At 31.8% G+C, this 16,695-nt stretch carries 12 protein-coding genes; 11 read left to right on the top strand and 1 reads right to left on the bottom strand.

The features are described from left to right. Positions 1-78: 78 nt before the first annotated feature. The 6 genes from MBM09_RS12745 (at position 79) to MBM09_RS12770 (ending at position 10,963) form a co-directional block, all read left to right on the top strand. Positions 79-1,227 carry a FecR family protein gene (locus tag MBM09_RS12745; RefSeq protein WP_238674104.1) on the top strand — a complete coding sequence of 383 codons (1,149 nt, stop codon included), beginning with the start codon at positions 79-81 and terminating at the stop codon, positions 1,225-1,227. Between the two features lie 197 nt (positions 1,228-1,424). Next, positions 1,425-4,931 (top strand): TonB-dependent receptor, encoded by a 3,507-nt coding sequence (locus tag MBM09_RS12750; RefSeq protein WP_238674105.1) that lies wholly within the window; start codon positions 1,425-1,427, stop codon positions 4,929-4,931. A 13-nt stretch (positions 4,932-4,944) separates the two neighbouring features. Next, the gene (locus MBM09_RS12755) at positions 4,945-6,579 is read left to right on the top strand and encodes a RagB/SusD family nutrient uptake outer membrane protein (protein ID WP_238674106.1); all 1,635 of its coding nucleotides are present in this window, start codon (positions 4,945-4,947) and stop codon (positions 6,577-6,579) included. Positions 6,580-6,650: 71 nt separating this feature from the next. Then, positions 6,651-7,997, top strand: a complete 1,347-nt coding sequence (locus tag MBM09_RS12760; RefSeq protein ID WP_238674107.1) for a glycan-binding surface protein — start codon at positions 6,651-6,653, stop codon at positions 7,995-7,997. Between the two features lie 27 nt (positions 7,998-8,024). Beyond that, positions 8,025-10,271 carry an endo-1,4-beta-xylanase gene (locus MBM09_RS12765; protein ID WP_238674108.1) on the top strand — a complete coding sequence of 749 codons (2,247 nt, stop codon included), beginning with the start codon at positions 8,025-8,027 and terminating at the stop codon, positions 10,269-10,271. Positions 10,272-10,813: 542 nt separating this feature from the next. Continuing rightward, positions 10,814-10,963 (top strand): SsrA-binding protein, encoded by a 150-nt coding sequence (locus tag MBM09_RS12770; RefSeq protein WP_238674109.1) that lies wholly within the window; start codon positions 10,814-10,816, stop codon positions 10,961-10,963. 45 nt (positions 10,964-11,008) lie between these two features. Here MBM09_RS12770 and MBM09_RS12775 read toward each other — a convergent pair whose 3' ends face one another. After that, on the bottom strand, positions 11,009-11,389 hold the full coding sequence (locus MBM09_RS12775) for a hypothetical protein (RefSeq protein WP_238674110.1): 381 nt from the start codon (positions 11,387-11,389) through the stop codon (positions 11,009-11,011). An 88-nt stretch (positions 11,390-11,477) separates the two neighbouring features. Between MBM09_RS12775 and xerA the strand changes: the two genes are divergently transcribed. The 5 genes from xerA to MBM09_RS12800 all read left to right on the top strand — a co-directional run bounded on the left by xerA (position 11,478) and on the right by MBM09_RS12800 (position 16,583). Continuing rightward, positions 11,478-12,608 carry a site-specific tyrosine recombinase/integron integrase gene (xerA, locus tag MBM09_RS12780; RefSeq protein ID WP_238674111.1) on the top strand — a complete coding sequence of 377 codons (1,131 nt, stop codon included), beginning with the start codon at positions 11,478-11,480 and terminating at the stop codon, positions 12,606-12,608. A 70-nt stretch (positions 12,609-12,678) separates the two neighbouring features. Beyond that, entirely contained in the window at positions 12,679-13,512 is an 834-nt protein-coding gene (locus MBM09_RS12785) for an abortive infection family protein (RefSeq protein ID WP_238674112.1), read from the top strand. A gap of 414 nt (positions 13,513-13,926) precedes the next feature. After that, positions 13,927-14,481 carry a hypothetical protein gene (locus MBM09_RS12790; RefSeq protein WP_238674113.1) on the top strand — a complete coding sequence of 185 codons (555 nt, stop codon included), beginning with the start codon at positions 13,927-13,929 and terminating at the stop codon, positions 14,479-14,481. A gap of 145 nt (positions 14,482-14,626) precedes the next feature. Beyond that, a complete protein-coding gene (locus MBM09_RS12795) occupies positions 14,627-15,310 on the top strand; it encodes a hypothetical protein (protein WP_238674114.1) in 684 nt (227 codons plus the stop codon). A gap of 163 nt (positions 15,311-15,473) precedes the next feature. Next, positions 15,474-16,583: an alpha/beta fold hydrolase gene (locus MBM09_RS12800; RefSeq protein ID WP_238674115.1), complete on the top strand. Its 1,110-nt coding sequence runs from the start codon at positions 15,474-15,476 to the stop codon at positions 16,581-16,583. Positions 16,584-16,695 lie beyond the last annotated feature (112 nt).

Raw genomic sequence — 16,695 nt, forward strand, 5'->3', positions numbered from 1 at the left:
CAATTATTGCGAAAATATAAAAAATATAACTAAAAAGTTAGGGTTGTCTAAAATTACAACGTTGTAGTAAATATAGCTATGATTTCAACAAAAGAAAAAAACCTCATCGTAAAGTACCTTACTAAGCAAGCATCTTTTACAGAACTTGATGAATTAGGCGTATGGTTAGAACAATCTTCTAACGAAAAAGAATTTATCAACTATGTAAAAATCAATTATGCCATTGATTTTAATATGAAAAAATTTGATTCTGTAAATTCGAAAAAACAATTAATCGAATTAATCAATAAAGAAAAGAAAGTATACAAATTACGAAAAGTTAAAAGTTTTGGTAAATATGTGGCAATAGCTATAATCTTCTTATCATTAGGATATCTTTATCAAAATAAATACTTTTTCAATACACCTAGTCATACTATAAAAAGTGAGAACGTTACATTACAACTCGAAAATGGAAATATTGAAGTTATTAATGAAAATGGTTCTTCTAAAGTTTTAGATGCTCAAGGAAATATTGTTGGATCTCAAGACGGCACCGAATTAGTTTATAACAATGAAGTTGAAAAAGAAACCTTAGTTTACAACACGCTTAACATCCCTTATGGTAAACGCTTTAAAATAAAACTCTCTGATGGTACCATAGTTCATTTAAACGCAGGAACATCTTTAAAATATCCTGTAAAATTTATTGAAGGGAAAGAAAGAAAAGTATTCTTAAAAGGAGAAGCCTTCTTTAATGTTGCCAAAGACACAAAGCACCCTTTTATTGTAAATTCTGACGAATTAAATGTTCAAGTACTTGGAACCCAATTTAATGTTTCTAGTTACCCTGAAGACACTGTAACCGATGTTGTACTAGTAGAAGGGTCTGTAAATCTTCACCTTGAAAAAAATAATAACCTAGATAACGACATAGTTTTAAAACCTGGTTTTAAAGGTAGTTTTAATAAAGATGAAGCTAATATAGATACTAAGCGTGTATTAACTAACATCTATACATCTTGGGTAGATGGAGAATTGTTTTTTAGAAATATAACTTTTGAAAATATTCTAAAAAAAATGGAAAGACATTATAATGTCACCATAATAAACAAAAATTTAAGCTTAAGTCAAGAAGAATTTAACGCCAGTTTTAGGGAAGCACCTATTGAAAAAATACTTGAGTATTTTGAAATTACTTACAATATAGAATATACCATAAACGAAAACAACATAATAATTAACTAAACTAAATAAAAACCATAAACTATATGACATAAAGTTATACCACAAAAACTAAATACACATCAACTAATTTTCTTCAGATTAAAGTTTTAATCCAAGTAAAAAAGAAGAATCGAAAAATGCTGGCACATTTTCCGATTCAATTAAGGTGTGATTAAATTAAACTAAACAGAATTAACCACAATTAACTTTTCTAAAGTATGAAAAAACTTCTTATAAAAAAAAGAAGCCATCATCAACAATTTTTAAGATTTGATTTAAAGATGAAGCTTAGTATATTATTTTTATTCGTAACCCTGTTTACTTTACATGCAAATAATTCTTATTCACAACGAACAAAAGTTTCTTTGAATTTAGATAATGTAACTGTCGAACAGTTGATAGACGAAATTGAGAACAAAACAGATTTTCGTTTTGTTTACAAAATTAAAGACGTAAATCTTCAGCGTGTAATAACCATTAAAACCAACAAAGAACTTATTGGTTCTGTTTTAGAAAAAGTTTTTAATGATACACAAACAACTTACAACGTCATTGATAAACAAGTGTTTTTAACAAAAAAGAAAGACACTTTAAAACCAAAAGAAAAACCTAAAGAAATAGGTTTAAATTCTGAAAACAGAATACAAGATTGGACTGTAAAAGGAAATATTTCGGACACATACGGTGTCCCATTACCTGGTACCAGTATACTTGAAAAAGGAACTACTAACGGAACACAAACAGATTTTGACGGTAATTATACAATTGATGTATCTAGTCAAGATGCTGTTTTAGTTGTTTCTTTTTTAGGTTATACCACAAAAGAAATCTCAGTAAATGGACAATCAACAATTAATATTACGCTTATTGAAGATGTAGCTTCTTTGGAAGAAGTTGTTGTTATAGGTTATGGTTCTTTAAAAAGAACAGATTTAACTGGATCTGTTACTTCGGTATCAGCTAAATCAATTGAACAATCAATTCCTACCTCTGTCGATCAGGTATTACAAGGTCGTGCAGCGGGTGTGCAAATTCAACAAAATAGTGGCGCACCAGGATCTAGCTCATCAATTCGTATTAGAGGTATAAGCTCTTTAACAGGATCAAACGAACCTATTTTTGTAATTGATGGGGTTATAGTTGATAATCAAACTGGTTCATCAACAACAAATCCATTAGGAGCTATAAACCCTAATGATATAGAGTCTATAGATATATTAAAAGATGCATCTGCCACAGCAATTTATGGTTCCAGAGCAGCAAATGGTGTAATAATTATAACAACTAAACGTGGTAAGAAAGGCGAAGCTACTGTAAACTTAGATTCTTACGTTGGTTGGCAAGAAATACCAAAAAAATTAAGTTTACTTAATCTTCAAGAATATGCCATCCATAAAAACACCCGATCAGATTTGGGTATTGTTCAAAGAGATCCAAATTTTATAAGACCAGATTTACTAGGTCAAGGTACCGATTGGCAAGATGAGTTATTCAATAAAGCATTAATACAAAATTATAATCTATCCTTTTCGGGAGGAAATGAAAAAAGCACATATAATATGGGTCTTGGGTACTTAGATCAAGAAGGTATTGCTTTTGGTTCTTCTTTTGAAAGATTAAGTTTAAGAGGTGTTTTAGATTCTCAAATTAAAGATTATTTAAAAGTTGGTGTTAATCTTGCTTTTAATAATTCTAAACAAATACGAACTGTTTCTGAAGGCTCTTTAATTTCTATTGCATTAAGACAAACACCAAATGTTGCGGTTAGAAATGCAGAAGGTAATTTTGATGGACCAGATAATGATGAGTTTGTACAAAACAACCCAATAGGTTTAGCAAGTATAAGAGATAATCGAGGTGAAAACTCTCGTATAATTGGTAATACATATGCCGAATTAACCTTTTTTGAAGGACTAAAATTCAAAACGACTTACGCTTTTGATTATGGATTCTCTAATAGTTATACGTTTGATCCTTCGTATAAATTTGGAGCTATTGAAAGAGACTTAAGAGAATCTACAAGAACTAAAGCTAATAGTAAATTTTACAGTATAACTAACTTATTAACTTATAACAAAGTTTTTGGTAAGCATAGTGTAAACACCATGTTAGGGCAAGAATATCAAGAAGGTAGTTATGAAGATTTATTTGGGTATAGATCTGGATTTCTTACAAATAATGCTACAGATTTAAATTTAGGAGATGCTACAACTGCAAGAAATGGTAATTTTAGAAATGCAAATGCATTAAGTTCGTATTTTGCCAGAGCATTTTATTCTTTTGATGATAAATATTTATTAACAGGTACATTACGTTATGATGGTTCGTCTAGATTCGCTAAAGAAAATAGATGGGGCTGGTTTCCTTCTGTAGCTTTAGCTTGGAGAATATCTAATGAGAACTTTTTACAAGATAATGCAACCATTAACGACTTAAAATTACGTTTAGGATGGGGTACAGTTGGAAATCAGTCTGCACCAAACTATGCATTTACTTCTCTTTATGGAGCATCTGCAACAAACCAAGGGACAGGCTTATTACCATCAAATACAGCTAATCCAGATTTACAATGGGAAACCACTTATTCAAGTAATGTAGGTTTAGACTTAGGTTTATTCAAAAACCGCATACAACTAACTGCTGATGTTTATTATAAAAAAACTGAAGACCTATTATTGCAATTACCATTACCTGCTTACGCAGGAAGCACAGGTATTGGATCTACAGCACCGCCTGTTGTAAATATTGGTTCGTTAGAAAATAAAGGTTTAGAAATATCATTAAATACTGTAAATGCTAGCAATGAAGATTTTACTTGGAATTCTAGTTTAGTATTCTCTTTAAACAGAAATAAAGTTTTATCCCTAAATTCTGAAACTGGTATTCTAGATGAAACATTACAAGTAGGTTCAGAGACAACCATTGTAACTAGAACAGCTGTAGGACAGCCTATTGGTCAATTTTACGGGTACAAAGTTATTGGTCGTTTTGAAGATGCTACCGATTTCTATTATAGAAATGAAGCTGGAGATATTGTACCAACACCATTGCCAGCAGATGTGAATAGTATAGGAGAAAATGCCATGTGGATAGGTGATTATATTTTTGAAGATATTAATAAGGATGGCGTAATTAATGAGCAAGACAGAACTTATATTGGTAACCCATCACCAGACTTCACTTTTGGTATAGGTAACACGTTTTCATATCAAGGTTTTGATTTAAATATCTTTCTTACTGGTTCCTACGGAAATGAAGTAGTTAATTACCAAAGACGCTTCTTAGAAAACCCAAGAGGTAATACAAACTTATTGTCATCTGCTTTAGGTTATGCTGAATTAGCGTTAATTGATCCAAATGGACCAAACGATTACAGGAATGTTCAAATTGTTGGTGGAGATCCTTACATGCCTAGAATAGCTGCATCATCAGCAGCTTCAACATCTAACTTTAGATATAGTGATAGATTTGTTGAGGATGGTTCTTATTTAAGAATACAAAACATATCATTTGGTTATAATCTTCCTCAATCTTTTGTATCAAAACTTGGTTTAGATAATCTCAAGGTTTACAGCAATATGCAAAACGTATTTACTTTTACTAAATACTCTGGTTATGACCCAGAAGTTGGTTCAATAAACCAAAATGCATTGCTTTCTGGAATAGATAATGCGAGATATCCTTCTCCACAAATTTACACTATAGGTATTAATGCCAAATTTTAAAAAAAATCACCTTATGAAAACAAAAAAATATATAAAACATTTTCTTTTTGTATCACTAATCATAGGCTTTTTTAGTTGTAGTGATAATTTAGATATAGCACCTTCAGATCAAATTGCGAAAGAAAACTTCTTTCAATCTGAAGACGATTTTTTAGCAGCAACCGGACCGCTTTACAATAGAGTTTGGTTTTCTTTTAATGATAAATTTTATTTTGGTTTAGGAGATGGTCGCTCAAATAACTTATATGCACCATTCTCAGATTACATTTTCCCGTTTTCTGACTTTACAGAAACTGGTCTAACAGGACCTCTTGTTGAAGCATGGGGATCATTATATGTAGTAATTCAACAATCTAATAGAGCTATTTTAGGAATTGAAGAAAGTCCTGTTGATGAAGACATTAAGAGACAATATGTAGCAGAAGCACGATTTATGCGAGGTACTGCCTATTGGTATTTGGCTTCACTTTGGGGTGATGCTATAATCTCAACAGATCCAAATGCTTTAGTAGCAAACCCTATAGTTAGTAAAAATCCAAGACAAGATGTTTATGAGTTTGCAATGCGTGATTTAGAATTTGCTGCTAAATATTTACCAGAGCAAGAAAAACAGTCAGGTAGAGTTACAAAATACAGTGCTTTTGGCATGCTTTCACGTTTATATTTATCTTATGCTGGTTTGAGTGATAATCCTAATAGTAGCACACGAAATCAAGAATACCTTGATTTAGCTAAAAGTGCAGCTGCTAAAGTTATCGAGGAAGGGCCATATATGTTAATGGATGACTATGCAGACTTGTACAAAATAGAAAACAACAATAACTCAGAGTCTATGTTTGCGCTTCAATGGGTTCCAAATGGAGATTATGGTGTTACAAATCCACATCAAGCCTTTTTTGCACTAAATTCTGAAATTACTGGAGATGATGCCGCTTGGGGATTTTTTACCAGAGCTACATATGATGTTCTACAAATCTATGAAGCAAACGATCTAAGACGTCATGCAACTTGGATGGCAGACGGAGATTTTTATCCAGAAATTAGTAAAGAAAATGGTGGATACGAAGTTGACCACGAAAACACTTATCTTACTGTAAAAAAAGGAGTTGTAGGTTCTACAAAAGATAATGCTAATATTTCAAGAATGAATTCGGCATTAAATACATACATGCTTAGACTAGGTGAAGTGTACTTAAACTATGCAGAAGCAACATTAGGTAATGATGCAAGTACATCTGATGCAAATGCATTAATGTATGTTAATACACTTAGAGCGAGAGCAGGTTTAGAAGATTTAACAAGTTTATCTTTTGATGATCTTTTCTTAGAAAGAAGAATTGAACTGTGTATGGAAGGTCAATTCTGGTATGACTTAGTAAGAAGATCTTATTACAAACAACAAGAAACAATTAACTACATAATTGCTCAAGAAAGAGAGCTTGTTATTCCTTTTACTTATGACGCAGAAACGAATGAAGTTTCAATAGATGACACTCGAGATAATCAAACTCAAGCAATTGGCACAATAGACGAAGGTGTTTTTCTTTTACCTTATCCAGAGTCTGAAGTAGTACAAAATCCATTATTGGGTGAAGATCCAGTGCCATATGAATTTACTGAAGATAGAATAACAGATTTATTTGATTAACCCAAATATTAAAAATTTAATAATTGATTGATATGAAAAAATATGTATTAACTAAAAATTATTTGACATACTTGAGATTCTTTGCAATTATAATAACTGCAATGTTATATGTTTCTTGCGAGGACGATGATGCATCTGGTAGTGAAATAATAATTGAAAATGTGTATTTACAAGATGTAAATTCAACAGTACAAGACAGACAGATTTCATTTGCACGTTTAGGGCAATTATTACGTATTCAAGGATCAGGTTTTACAGGTCTTAAAAAAGTATATATTAATGGTTTTGATACTTTTTTCAACACGGTTTACGTTTCAGATAATTCAATGGTTATCCGTGTTTCAGGAGATACACCAACTATTGATGCTGAAGAAAGTGTTAGAAACACCATTCGTATGGTAAATAACAACTTTGAAACCACGTTTTCATTTGAAATACGAGCAGCAGCCCCTAGTATAAGAAGTATTTCTAATACGTTACCAAACCCTGGCGAACAAATTACTGTTTATGGTAGCGGTTTATTAGAGATAATAAAAGTTATTTTCCCTGGAGATGTTGAAGTAACAACAGATATCACTTATGATGAAGAAGATGGTGAGTTTTTCACTGTAACTGTTCCTGATGGTGTTTCAGAAGATGGAGGATCATTATTTATTGAATCTGCAAATGGAGGAGCCTACTCACCAGCGTACTTTAATTTCAAAAAAGGGGTTATTCTAGATTTTGAAGGTAGTGGGTCACAAGGTTTTTGGAGTTGGAGTGAAACAGGAAGCATGATTAATGATGAAGATCTAGAATCTGCTTCAATAGGTTCAGGAAATATTTCTCAAGGTACTTATGTGGCACATCGTCCTGCGCGTATTGCTTCATTTCCTGCCGTTTCTAATAGAAACTCAGAAGTTTGGACTGCTGGTAACGATGTGGATAACTGGAGAGGTCAATTAACTCCCTATATTCCTGCATCAACGCCTTTAGAAGAGGTTGCATTTCAATTTGATGTTTACGTTCCTGAAGCTTGGGAAGGTTCTGGGTTCTTAAAAATCTGTTTAGATAATAGTTTTAATGGTGGTGAATGGAGTCGAGCTAGTTATAACTATGTCCCATGGATTGTTAATGGAGAAGTTGAAGCATTTCAAACAACTGGTTGGACAACTGTAACAGTTCCACTAAACATGTTTTATGCATTCTCAGATGCTGATTATACTTTTGAGGATGTTTTAGCTTACAGAGAAGCAGCTAATTTTAAAAATTTCGGGTTCTTCTTTGAAAACTCCGATTTTACTCTAGCTAATATTACTGGAAATGATAGTGACAGTGAAACAGAATTTGCTTCATCACCAACTTCGGTAAATGTATATACTGATAATTGGAGAATTGTATCCTTGGAAACACCTACATTTAGTGACTTCCCAGAATAAATTATATCATCCTAAAAAAATAGAAAAATGAAATATAAAAAAATAATACCCATAATAGTTACCCTTTCAGCTTTGATATTATCATCATGTGATGATCAAATCATGGAGTGGCAAGATAGAGCTGAAGATAGTCAAATCACAACTGCAGAATTACCTTTAGAACTAGCAGAAAAAATTGAAAGATATGATGCTCTTAACTCATATACAGATTTTATTCTTGGTGCTGGTGTAGGTGTAGATTTATACCTAAATAACGAAACGTATAGTAGTATAACTAATGAAAATTTTGACGATGTTACTGCTGGATATGCTATGAAACATGGACCAATGGTAAACTCTAATGGTGAATTAAACTTTACAAATGTTGATGCCTTTATAGCTAAAACAAAAGAAGCAGGTTTATCTGTTTTTGGTCATACTTTAGTATGGCATCAAAACAATAATGCTAGCTACTTAAATGGTTTATTAGCTCCAACTATAATTCCTGGAGCAAGTGGTTCAAATTCACTAGACTTATCTGCATTAAAAGACACATCGTTAGATGGTTGGGCAGGTAACTGGAATACAGCCATATCTGTTGTTGAAGATCAGGGTTTATCTGGAGACACACAAGCTATTCAAATGATTGCTGATGGAACATCAAATCCTTGGGAATTACAACTTGGAACTCCAGCTATACCAATTGTAAATGGACATAGTTATGAAGTTTCATTTTACATCAAATCAGATATACCTGGGCAAGGTCGTATTTCTTTTGACGCAAATTTAGTTAATCAATACCCTTGGATGGACTGGTATGCTGATGGTTCTGATTGGACTGAAGCTTTTTCAACAACCTCTGAATGGCAACAAGTAAAAATCACTTTAGCTGCTGCAGATTTCCAACCAGGTGCTACATCATTTATGTTTAATTTTGATTTAGGATACTTATCTGGTGTAACTTATTTAATAGATGTAGACAATATTTCTGTTGTAGACTTAGATGCTGAACCTGAGGCTTTACTTAATTTATCAGATTTAAGAGATGGTTCTCTAGCAAATTGGGCAGGTAACTGGAATACAGCCATATCTGTTGTTGAAGGTGAAGGTTTATCAAGTACCGATCAAGCCATTCAAATGATTGCTGATGGAACATCAAATCCTTGGGAATTACAACTTGGAACTCCTGCTATACCAATTGTAAGCGGACATAGTTATGAAGTTTCATTTTACATCAAATCAGATCTACCTGGACAAGGTCGTATTTCTTTTGACGCAAATTTAGTTAATCAATATCCTTGGATGGATTGGTATGCTGATGGTTCTGATTGGACTGAAGCTTTTACAACAACAACTGAATGGCAACAAGTAAAAATCACTTTAGCCGCAGCAGATTTTCAACCTGATGCTACATCATTTATGTTTAATTTCGACCTAGGATACCTTTCTGGAGTAACTTATTTAATTGATGTAGAAACCATTATTGTTACAGATCTTGATAGTTCTGGTGGCGGTGGCGGTTCTGCTCCTATTGTAGTTGAAAAAACAGATGAAGAAAAAGCAGAAATTATTGGAGAAGCTATGGAAAATTGGATTTCTCAAATGGTTGGTCACTATAAAGAAGATGTTCATGCTTGGGATGTAGTTAATGAACCTATGAGAGAAGGTGGATCATTACGAGACGGTAATGTAGATGAGCTTGCCGATGATGAATTCTATTGGGTTAAATACCTTGGTCAAGACTATGCTGTAACAGCTTTCAATTTGGCTAGACAATATGGAAATGCTACAGATATACTTTTTATTAACGATTACAATTTAGAATCAAGTTTAGCTAAGTGTGATGGTTTAATTGAATATGTAAACTATATTGAGAGTCAAGGAGCTACTGTAGATGGCATTGGTACGCAAATGCATATTTCTGCAAATAGTGATAGAGATAATATAGTAGAAATGTTTAAAAAGCTAGCAGCAAGTGGTAAACTAATTAAAATTTCTGAACTTGATGTTAGACTTGGAACTAATGCACCAACAACTGAACAATTGGTAGAACAAGCCGATATGTACAAGTTTGTTATTGATATGTATAAAGAACATATTCCTTCTGCTCAGCAATATGGAATAACTATATGGGGAATCTCTGATAATGAAGAAGAACATGAGTTTTGGTTACCAGATGAATCACCTAACCTTTGGGATGCAAATTACAACCGTAAACATGCTTATAAAGGTGCTGCAGATGGTCTTGCTGGACGTGATGTAAGTGAAGATTTCACAGGCGAACTCGAAGATTAAATTCTAGTCACTCTCAATATTAAATTAGCTTGTTATAAATAACAAGTAAATTATTTGAATTAAAGACACTCTTATATGGAGTGTCTTTTTTTATTCTTTTTACTTTTCAAAAAGATGAAATACTTAAAAAAAGTCTTATTCTAAATGAAAATCTCCTTGTTATTAAAAAATCAAACAAAAACACCACTACAATTGTTTCAATTTAAAACTTAATAAAAGCATATGGTTATAATTTAAAACTTTATTAAAGACACTCAATACAATATTGAAATTAATATCATTTTTTAACTTACAAATTAGTATTTAAATTCATTAATTTTAATAAAAGTGTTTGGTGGTAATATTGGCAAATATATATCTTCAAAAAACATTGATATAAATAACCCTTTTACTAACCTTTTAAAGCCAAAAATATGATTACACTTGCTAAACTAGTGATTGATATAATATTGTTTATTATTTCAATTATTTTATGAATAACCTAATAGTAAAACTTAGTCTTGAATAAGTTTTACTATTTTTGTTTTATTAAACTACTTAAATTGAAGAAGCAAGTTTTTAAATTTTTAGCAAAGCTTAATAAAGCTATTTTACCTAGTTACTCAAAAAAACAATTAGATTTAGCCAAAGCCAGTAAACTACAAATGGCTATTATTGGCTGGAGATGGTTTGTCACTAAAAATGCTTTGTAATTAAAACTTTAGTATTAAGTTTTAAAAATTAAATAAATTTAAAAACTATTTCACCATATAATCCTGCCATTGTATAAGAATGTACTTATCAATGTTGTGTTCTGCTCTTTTCATAAATCCATATTCATACACAAATAAATAAACATCTCCTTTGGTGTTTTTCCAATAATGAGTAAAAAAATTAGGATTAAAACCTTGTGTCAGCAGTTGCTCTGCTCTTATTGTTGCTTTTCCTGCTTTATTAAAATTTTTTAGTAGTCTTCTATTTAATTTAAGCTGGTTATCTACTTTATTATAAAAGCGCTCTGGTTGCTCCTTTGCTTGTTGGTATTGGTATGCACTTTTACATTGAGGATCGCAAAATTTCTTATCAATTCTACCTTTCAACTCTTTATTGCAATACAAACATTCATTGTAAAACTTCATAAGCTCAATATTAACTGAATATTATACGAATCTTATTCGAATAACATACAGCAATATAAAAACTATTGGTTATTATTGAAAAAAAACAATGCAACTTAACAAACATATCACCCTAAAACATCTTTTGATTAAGGAAGAGCAATGTATTGGTATTCAATTTAATTCTGATAAGATTATTGAAAGCTTAATAAGGCAACTACCATCACCCAAATGGAGTAAACAATACAATATGGTTTACATTAGTAACTCAAAATCGAATTTAAATTTAATATTTAAAACTTTTAGAGGTGTTGCATGGGTGAACTGTAATTATTTTTTTAATGACAGGGCTATAACAAAAACAAATATAGTTACTGATGTTAAATGGTTTAGAGAACGATCAGATATACCTAACTATAGAAAATGTCCCGAAGTATACTTACAAAAACTAGAATTAAAAAAATATTCTAACAGTACTATAAAAAGTTATGTACACAGTTTTGAAGCGTTTATTAATCATTATAAAGATATCGAACTATTGAACCTTGATGAAAATGATATAAGAAAATATCTTCAAAAACTAATACAGGAAAAACGATCTAATTCCTATATAAATCTTGCCATAAATGCCATCAAATTTTATTACGAAATGGTTTTGGGTATGCCCAACCGTTTTTATTCTATAGAAAGACCTAGAAAGGAATTTAAGTTACCCAAAGTTTTATCAAAAGAAGAAGTATTTTCAATTATAGAAAATACAAATAATCTAAAACATCGTTGCATTGTTTCTTTGCTTTATTCTTCTGGACTAAGAAGAAGCGAATTATTAAATTTAAAAATAAAGGATATTGATAGTAAGCGTATGGTAATAAGGGTAGAACAAGCTAAAGGAAACAAAGATCGTTATACGGTTCTAAACAAAAGTGTATTAGACGATTTAAGAAACTATTTTAAAGTTTACAATCCTAAAACATATTTATTTGAAGGAAATATTCCAGGAAATAAATTCAGCGCTAGCAGTGTTTTTAAAATTGTGGTTAATTCCGCTGAAAAAGCGGGTATAAATGAAAGGGTTGGACCTCATATGCTAAGACACAGTTTTGCAACACATCTCTTAGAAAATGGTGTTGATATAAGGTACATTCAACTACTGCTTGGACATAATTCTACCAAAACAACAGAAATATACACTCATGTCGCTACAAATAACTTTATGGCGATTAAAGATTTATTATCTTAGTGCTCATATAGAAGATATATAGTTACTAGTAACTATATACATACGTTGTGCATAATTTAAAAAAACCAGAATGTCAGATCTAAACAGAAGAGAAAAATTGAAATTGGAAAAGTTCTTTGAAATGGGAGGTGGCTATGTACTTGATTTCTCGAATAGAACTTTAAGCGATTTCGTATTTGAGACTTTGAATCTTGAGTTCTATTCTGACAGCTATGCTGACTTTGGTGATTCAAAAGCAAATAGAATAAGAGCTATTTGGCAGAAAGAAAGTAACTACAAAGTCGGTAAGTTAATTTCTGAAATGCTTGATTATTGGAAAGACAAAAAAGTAATGTCGTACGTTGAGATTACTCAGCCCGAACAAAACCTCTTTAATGAATGTCAGAAAATTGCTCAAAGACTATTAACTGATACAGTTGTTGAAGAAATAGATGTAATTAGAGAAGTCCCTGACGACAAAGATTTCAGCTTACTTGCCAAGTCGATAAGAGAGAGTATTGATAAAAATGAACCAGAAGCCGCATTAGATAGACTACATACATATGTTATGAAGTTTATCAGACAGCTTTGTGAGAATCACAACATAGAAATAAAAAAGGACGAATCTTTAAATGCGATTTTTGGGAAATACGTAAAGTTTATAGTTTCCCAAGACAAAATCGAATCTAAAATGACGGAGAGAATCTTAAAGTATTCAATTCACGTCATTGAAGCTTTTAATGACATTAGGAATAACAAAAGCTTTGCACACGATAATCCAATTCTAAATTATTCTGAAAGCGTCTTGATTTTTAACAATGTAACGAACTCAATAAAATTTATTGAATCGGTTGAAAAAACTTTAGAACAGGAAAATAAAATAAAGGAAACTGAATCGGCAGATTGGGAAGATTTGCCTTTCTAAAAATATTTAAGAGCCTATATAGCAAAGTAGATGTAGTAACCAGTTATCTGTTTGACCTCAGTAAGTTTCTGTTCTTCGCATTAGTAATAGTGTTTGTAGAACTGATAAAAACTGAAATTATGGAAAAACTGAAAATGATTATTCGTGAAGCAACCCTCGTGTGAAGAATGGAGCCTTTGCTTTGGAAAATCAGTAACTGATGAACAATCGACTTTATTAGGACAGAGGGTAAGGGGGTTCGAGTCCCCCGCTTCACACCATTTGAAATAAAAAACTATGCACAACAATGTATATAAAAAATAGGCGAAATAGTAGTAAATTCAAGGTTTGTGGCTCGTATCAAACTTCGTGCTTAACCGAAAGTTTAGTGCTTCGAAATCGCCTACTTTTCATATACTAACCGTTACACCACATTTGAAAAACACAATCGAAATAGAAGTTAATAGATACGAAAAACCAATTAGAGAATTAATTGGAAAGTCGATTGTGGACGTAAACTACTACGAAATAGATTACGGAGAACCAACGTGGAATGAAATTGAATATCACTCGTTGGATTACGGAATTGAATTACTTACCTCTGACAAATCGAAATTCTATTTTGTGTGGGGTAACGAATACACCCAATACGATGTGAAATTTCGGAAAGGAAATATATTGACTGAATTTAGCACCGAAAATGGAGCGAAAAAATATAAGGCGAACAGTAACCAAAAATGGACTGAATTAATCGGAGCAAAAATCAGCGAAATTGAAAGCTGTTGGTCTTATTGGAATTTGATTAACGATGACAAAAGAAATTACTATCCGCAAGATGTTCGAATTGAATTTGAAAATGGAAAAGAATTGTGGATTTCCGCTCTCGAAATTAGGGACGGAAGAATAATCGGAATGCAAGACCATTTGACTGTTGTTTTCGATAGAAAAACAGCGGATAAATATAAAATCGGAATAAAAAACGTGGTGTAACAATGGCTATAATTCATTGCGGTTGAATTCCTTATCGGAATTCAACGCTTATTTGCTATCTTTCGGCTACGGCGGAAAGAATCCTGCGGATTTTTCCGCAACGAAATCATAGCCGAGACCGTTACCTGCAAGCTGAACAAAACGAATGAAAAAGTACATAAACCTAATTTTGATATTACTTGCAACATTAAGTTGTAAGTCCCAAGAAAATTTAAAAGACTTCTATTATCCATTTTATAATCAAACAGAAACAAAAATTTATAAATACGTGGATAAAAACGACTCGACGAAAATTGAGTATTGGAAAGTAACATCAAATCCGAAAACAAATGAATTAAAAACAGTTTCTTACGATTCTGACTTTAATGTCTACAATACGTTTGACGAGATTATAACAGAAAGTGGTGCTGAATTAACTGCTTACTCTGACTTTGAAATGAATGACAAAGGAGAAAGAAAAGAAATTAAAGCAAAGGTAGTTGATAAAGACGTTTACAAATGGGATGGAGATAAAGAATATACATATTCTGTTAAATATGTCAATAAATATGGTCGCTTCGATTTTAAAAAGAAAAGAGTGGAATCTGGAATTGAAAATATTACTGTAAATGGAAAGGAATATGAAGCATTGAAATTTAGAGACGAATATATAATTTTTGCACTTGACCACGACGTTGAGCAAAGATTTTATCAAGATTCGTTTTACGTAAAAGACATTGGAATGATAAAATATAAAAGGAAAATTCCTATTCAGCACGAGTTGATTGAATTAGAATTAGCGGAAATCCTAACCGAAACTGAATTTGAAAAAATAAAAGCCAGCAGGTAACAATGTATAACCGCAATTACGGCGGATTCGACTACGTCCGAATCCACTCGGAATTGCTAACGTCAGTTCTTAACCGAAAATTATTAACTTTAATCCCGTAACTGACGGTTATACGAGACCGTTGGCGGTAATAAGAAAAAACCATAGAACAAATTAATAACATATGAAAATATTAAAGAAAATAGGAAAGTGGTTTTTGATTTTACTGGGAGCAATTGTTGCGTTTATTTTAGTTGTATTACTAATAATTCGAATCAATAGTTCTGGAAACGAAGAACCTTTTTTAGACGAAAACGGTAATGTTCTTCCGAATAGTATCGCTATGCACGAGGATATGACAATCAATGGAGTACCTCAAAGGATTACCATAAGAGGAAAAGACAAGAATAATCCCGTACTACTAATAGTTCACGGAGGACCAGGCGCACCAATTTTACCTGTAATTTACAAATTGACAAGAACTGATTTGGAAGATATTTTTACGGTTTGTTACTGGGAGCAAAGAGGCTCTGGGCTAGCTTTTAATGATAGCATACCTGATTCATCCATTACCTTATCACATATAGTTGATGATGGTTTGGAACTATCCAATTATTTAAAAAAGACGTTCAAAAAAGACAAAATTTACATTGAAGGTTTATCGTGGGGAACAGCGGTAGCAGCTTATATGGTTCAAAAACAGCCAGAATTATATCACGCCTATATTGGTAGTGGTCTTATGGCGAATCTATCACTTTCAGAAGAATTATCTTATGAATTTGCAATGTCAGAATCCCAAAAAAACAATGATACCATTTCAATCAATCAATTAAAACAAATTGGAAGACCACCTTATGTTAAAAATTCAAAAAATTCAGTAACTGAAGCCTTTGAAATAGAACGAAAGATTGTAATGAAGTATGCACCGATAAAATTAGAAACCGATTTTAATTTTATTAAAAGTATGTTTTTAGATAATGGATTAACGTTTAGCGAAAAATTTACTGATATGATAAATAGTCCTGAATCCTACTATCCTGCAGCTAAAATTTTACAACCTACTGCAATCAATATGAATTTAATGCGTGATATTCCTGAATTGAAAGTGCCAGTTTATATTTTACAAGGAGACAATGACCATTTTACCGAAACGTCAGTAGCAAAAACGTATTTTGATTCACTTATTGCGCCATCTAAAAAATGGTTTTTATTTGAAAACGGAACACACGGAGTACAAGTTGAATATCCTGAAAAATATCGTTCAATTTATATCAATGAAATACTTGGAAAATAATTACTACCGCCAACACCGTATAAAAATAATTGCGGTTTAGTGCTTAATTAAAGGTCGTTGTGTGTTTGTAACGTCTGATTTTCCTTCGGAAAATCCTCGCATACAAACCCGC

The organism is Flaviramulus sp. BrNp1-15 (assembly GCF_022259695.1).
Classification (GTDB): domain Bacteria; phylum Bacteroidota; class Bacteroidia; order Flavobacteriales; family Flavobacteriaceae; genus BrNp1-15.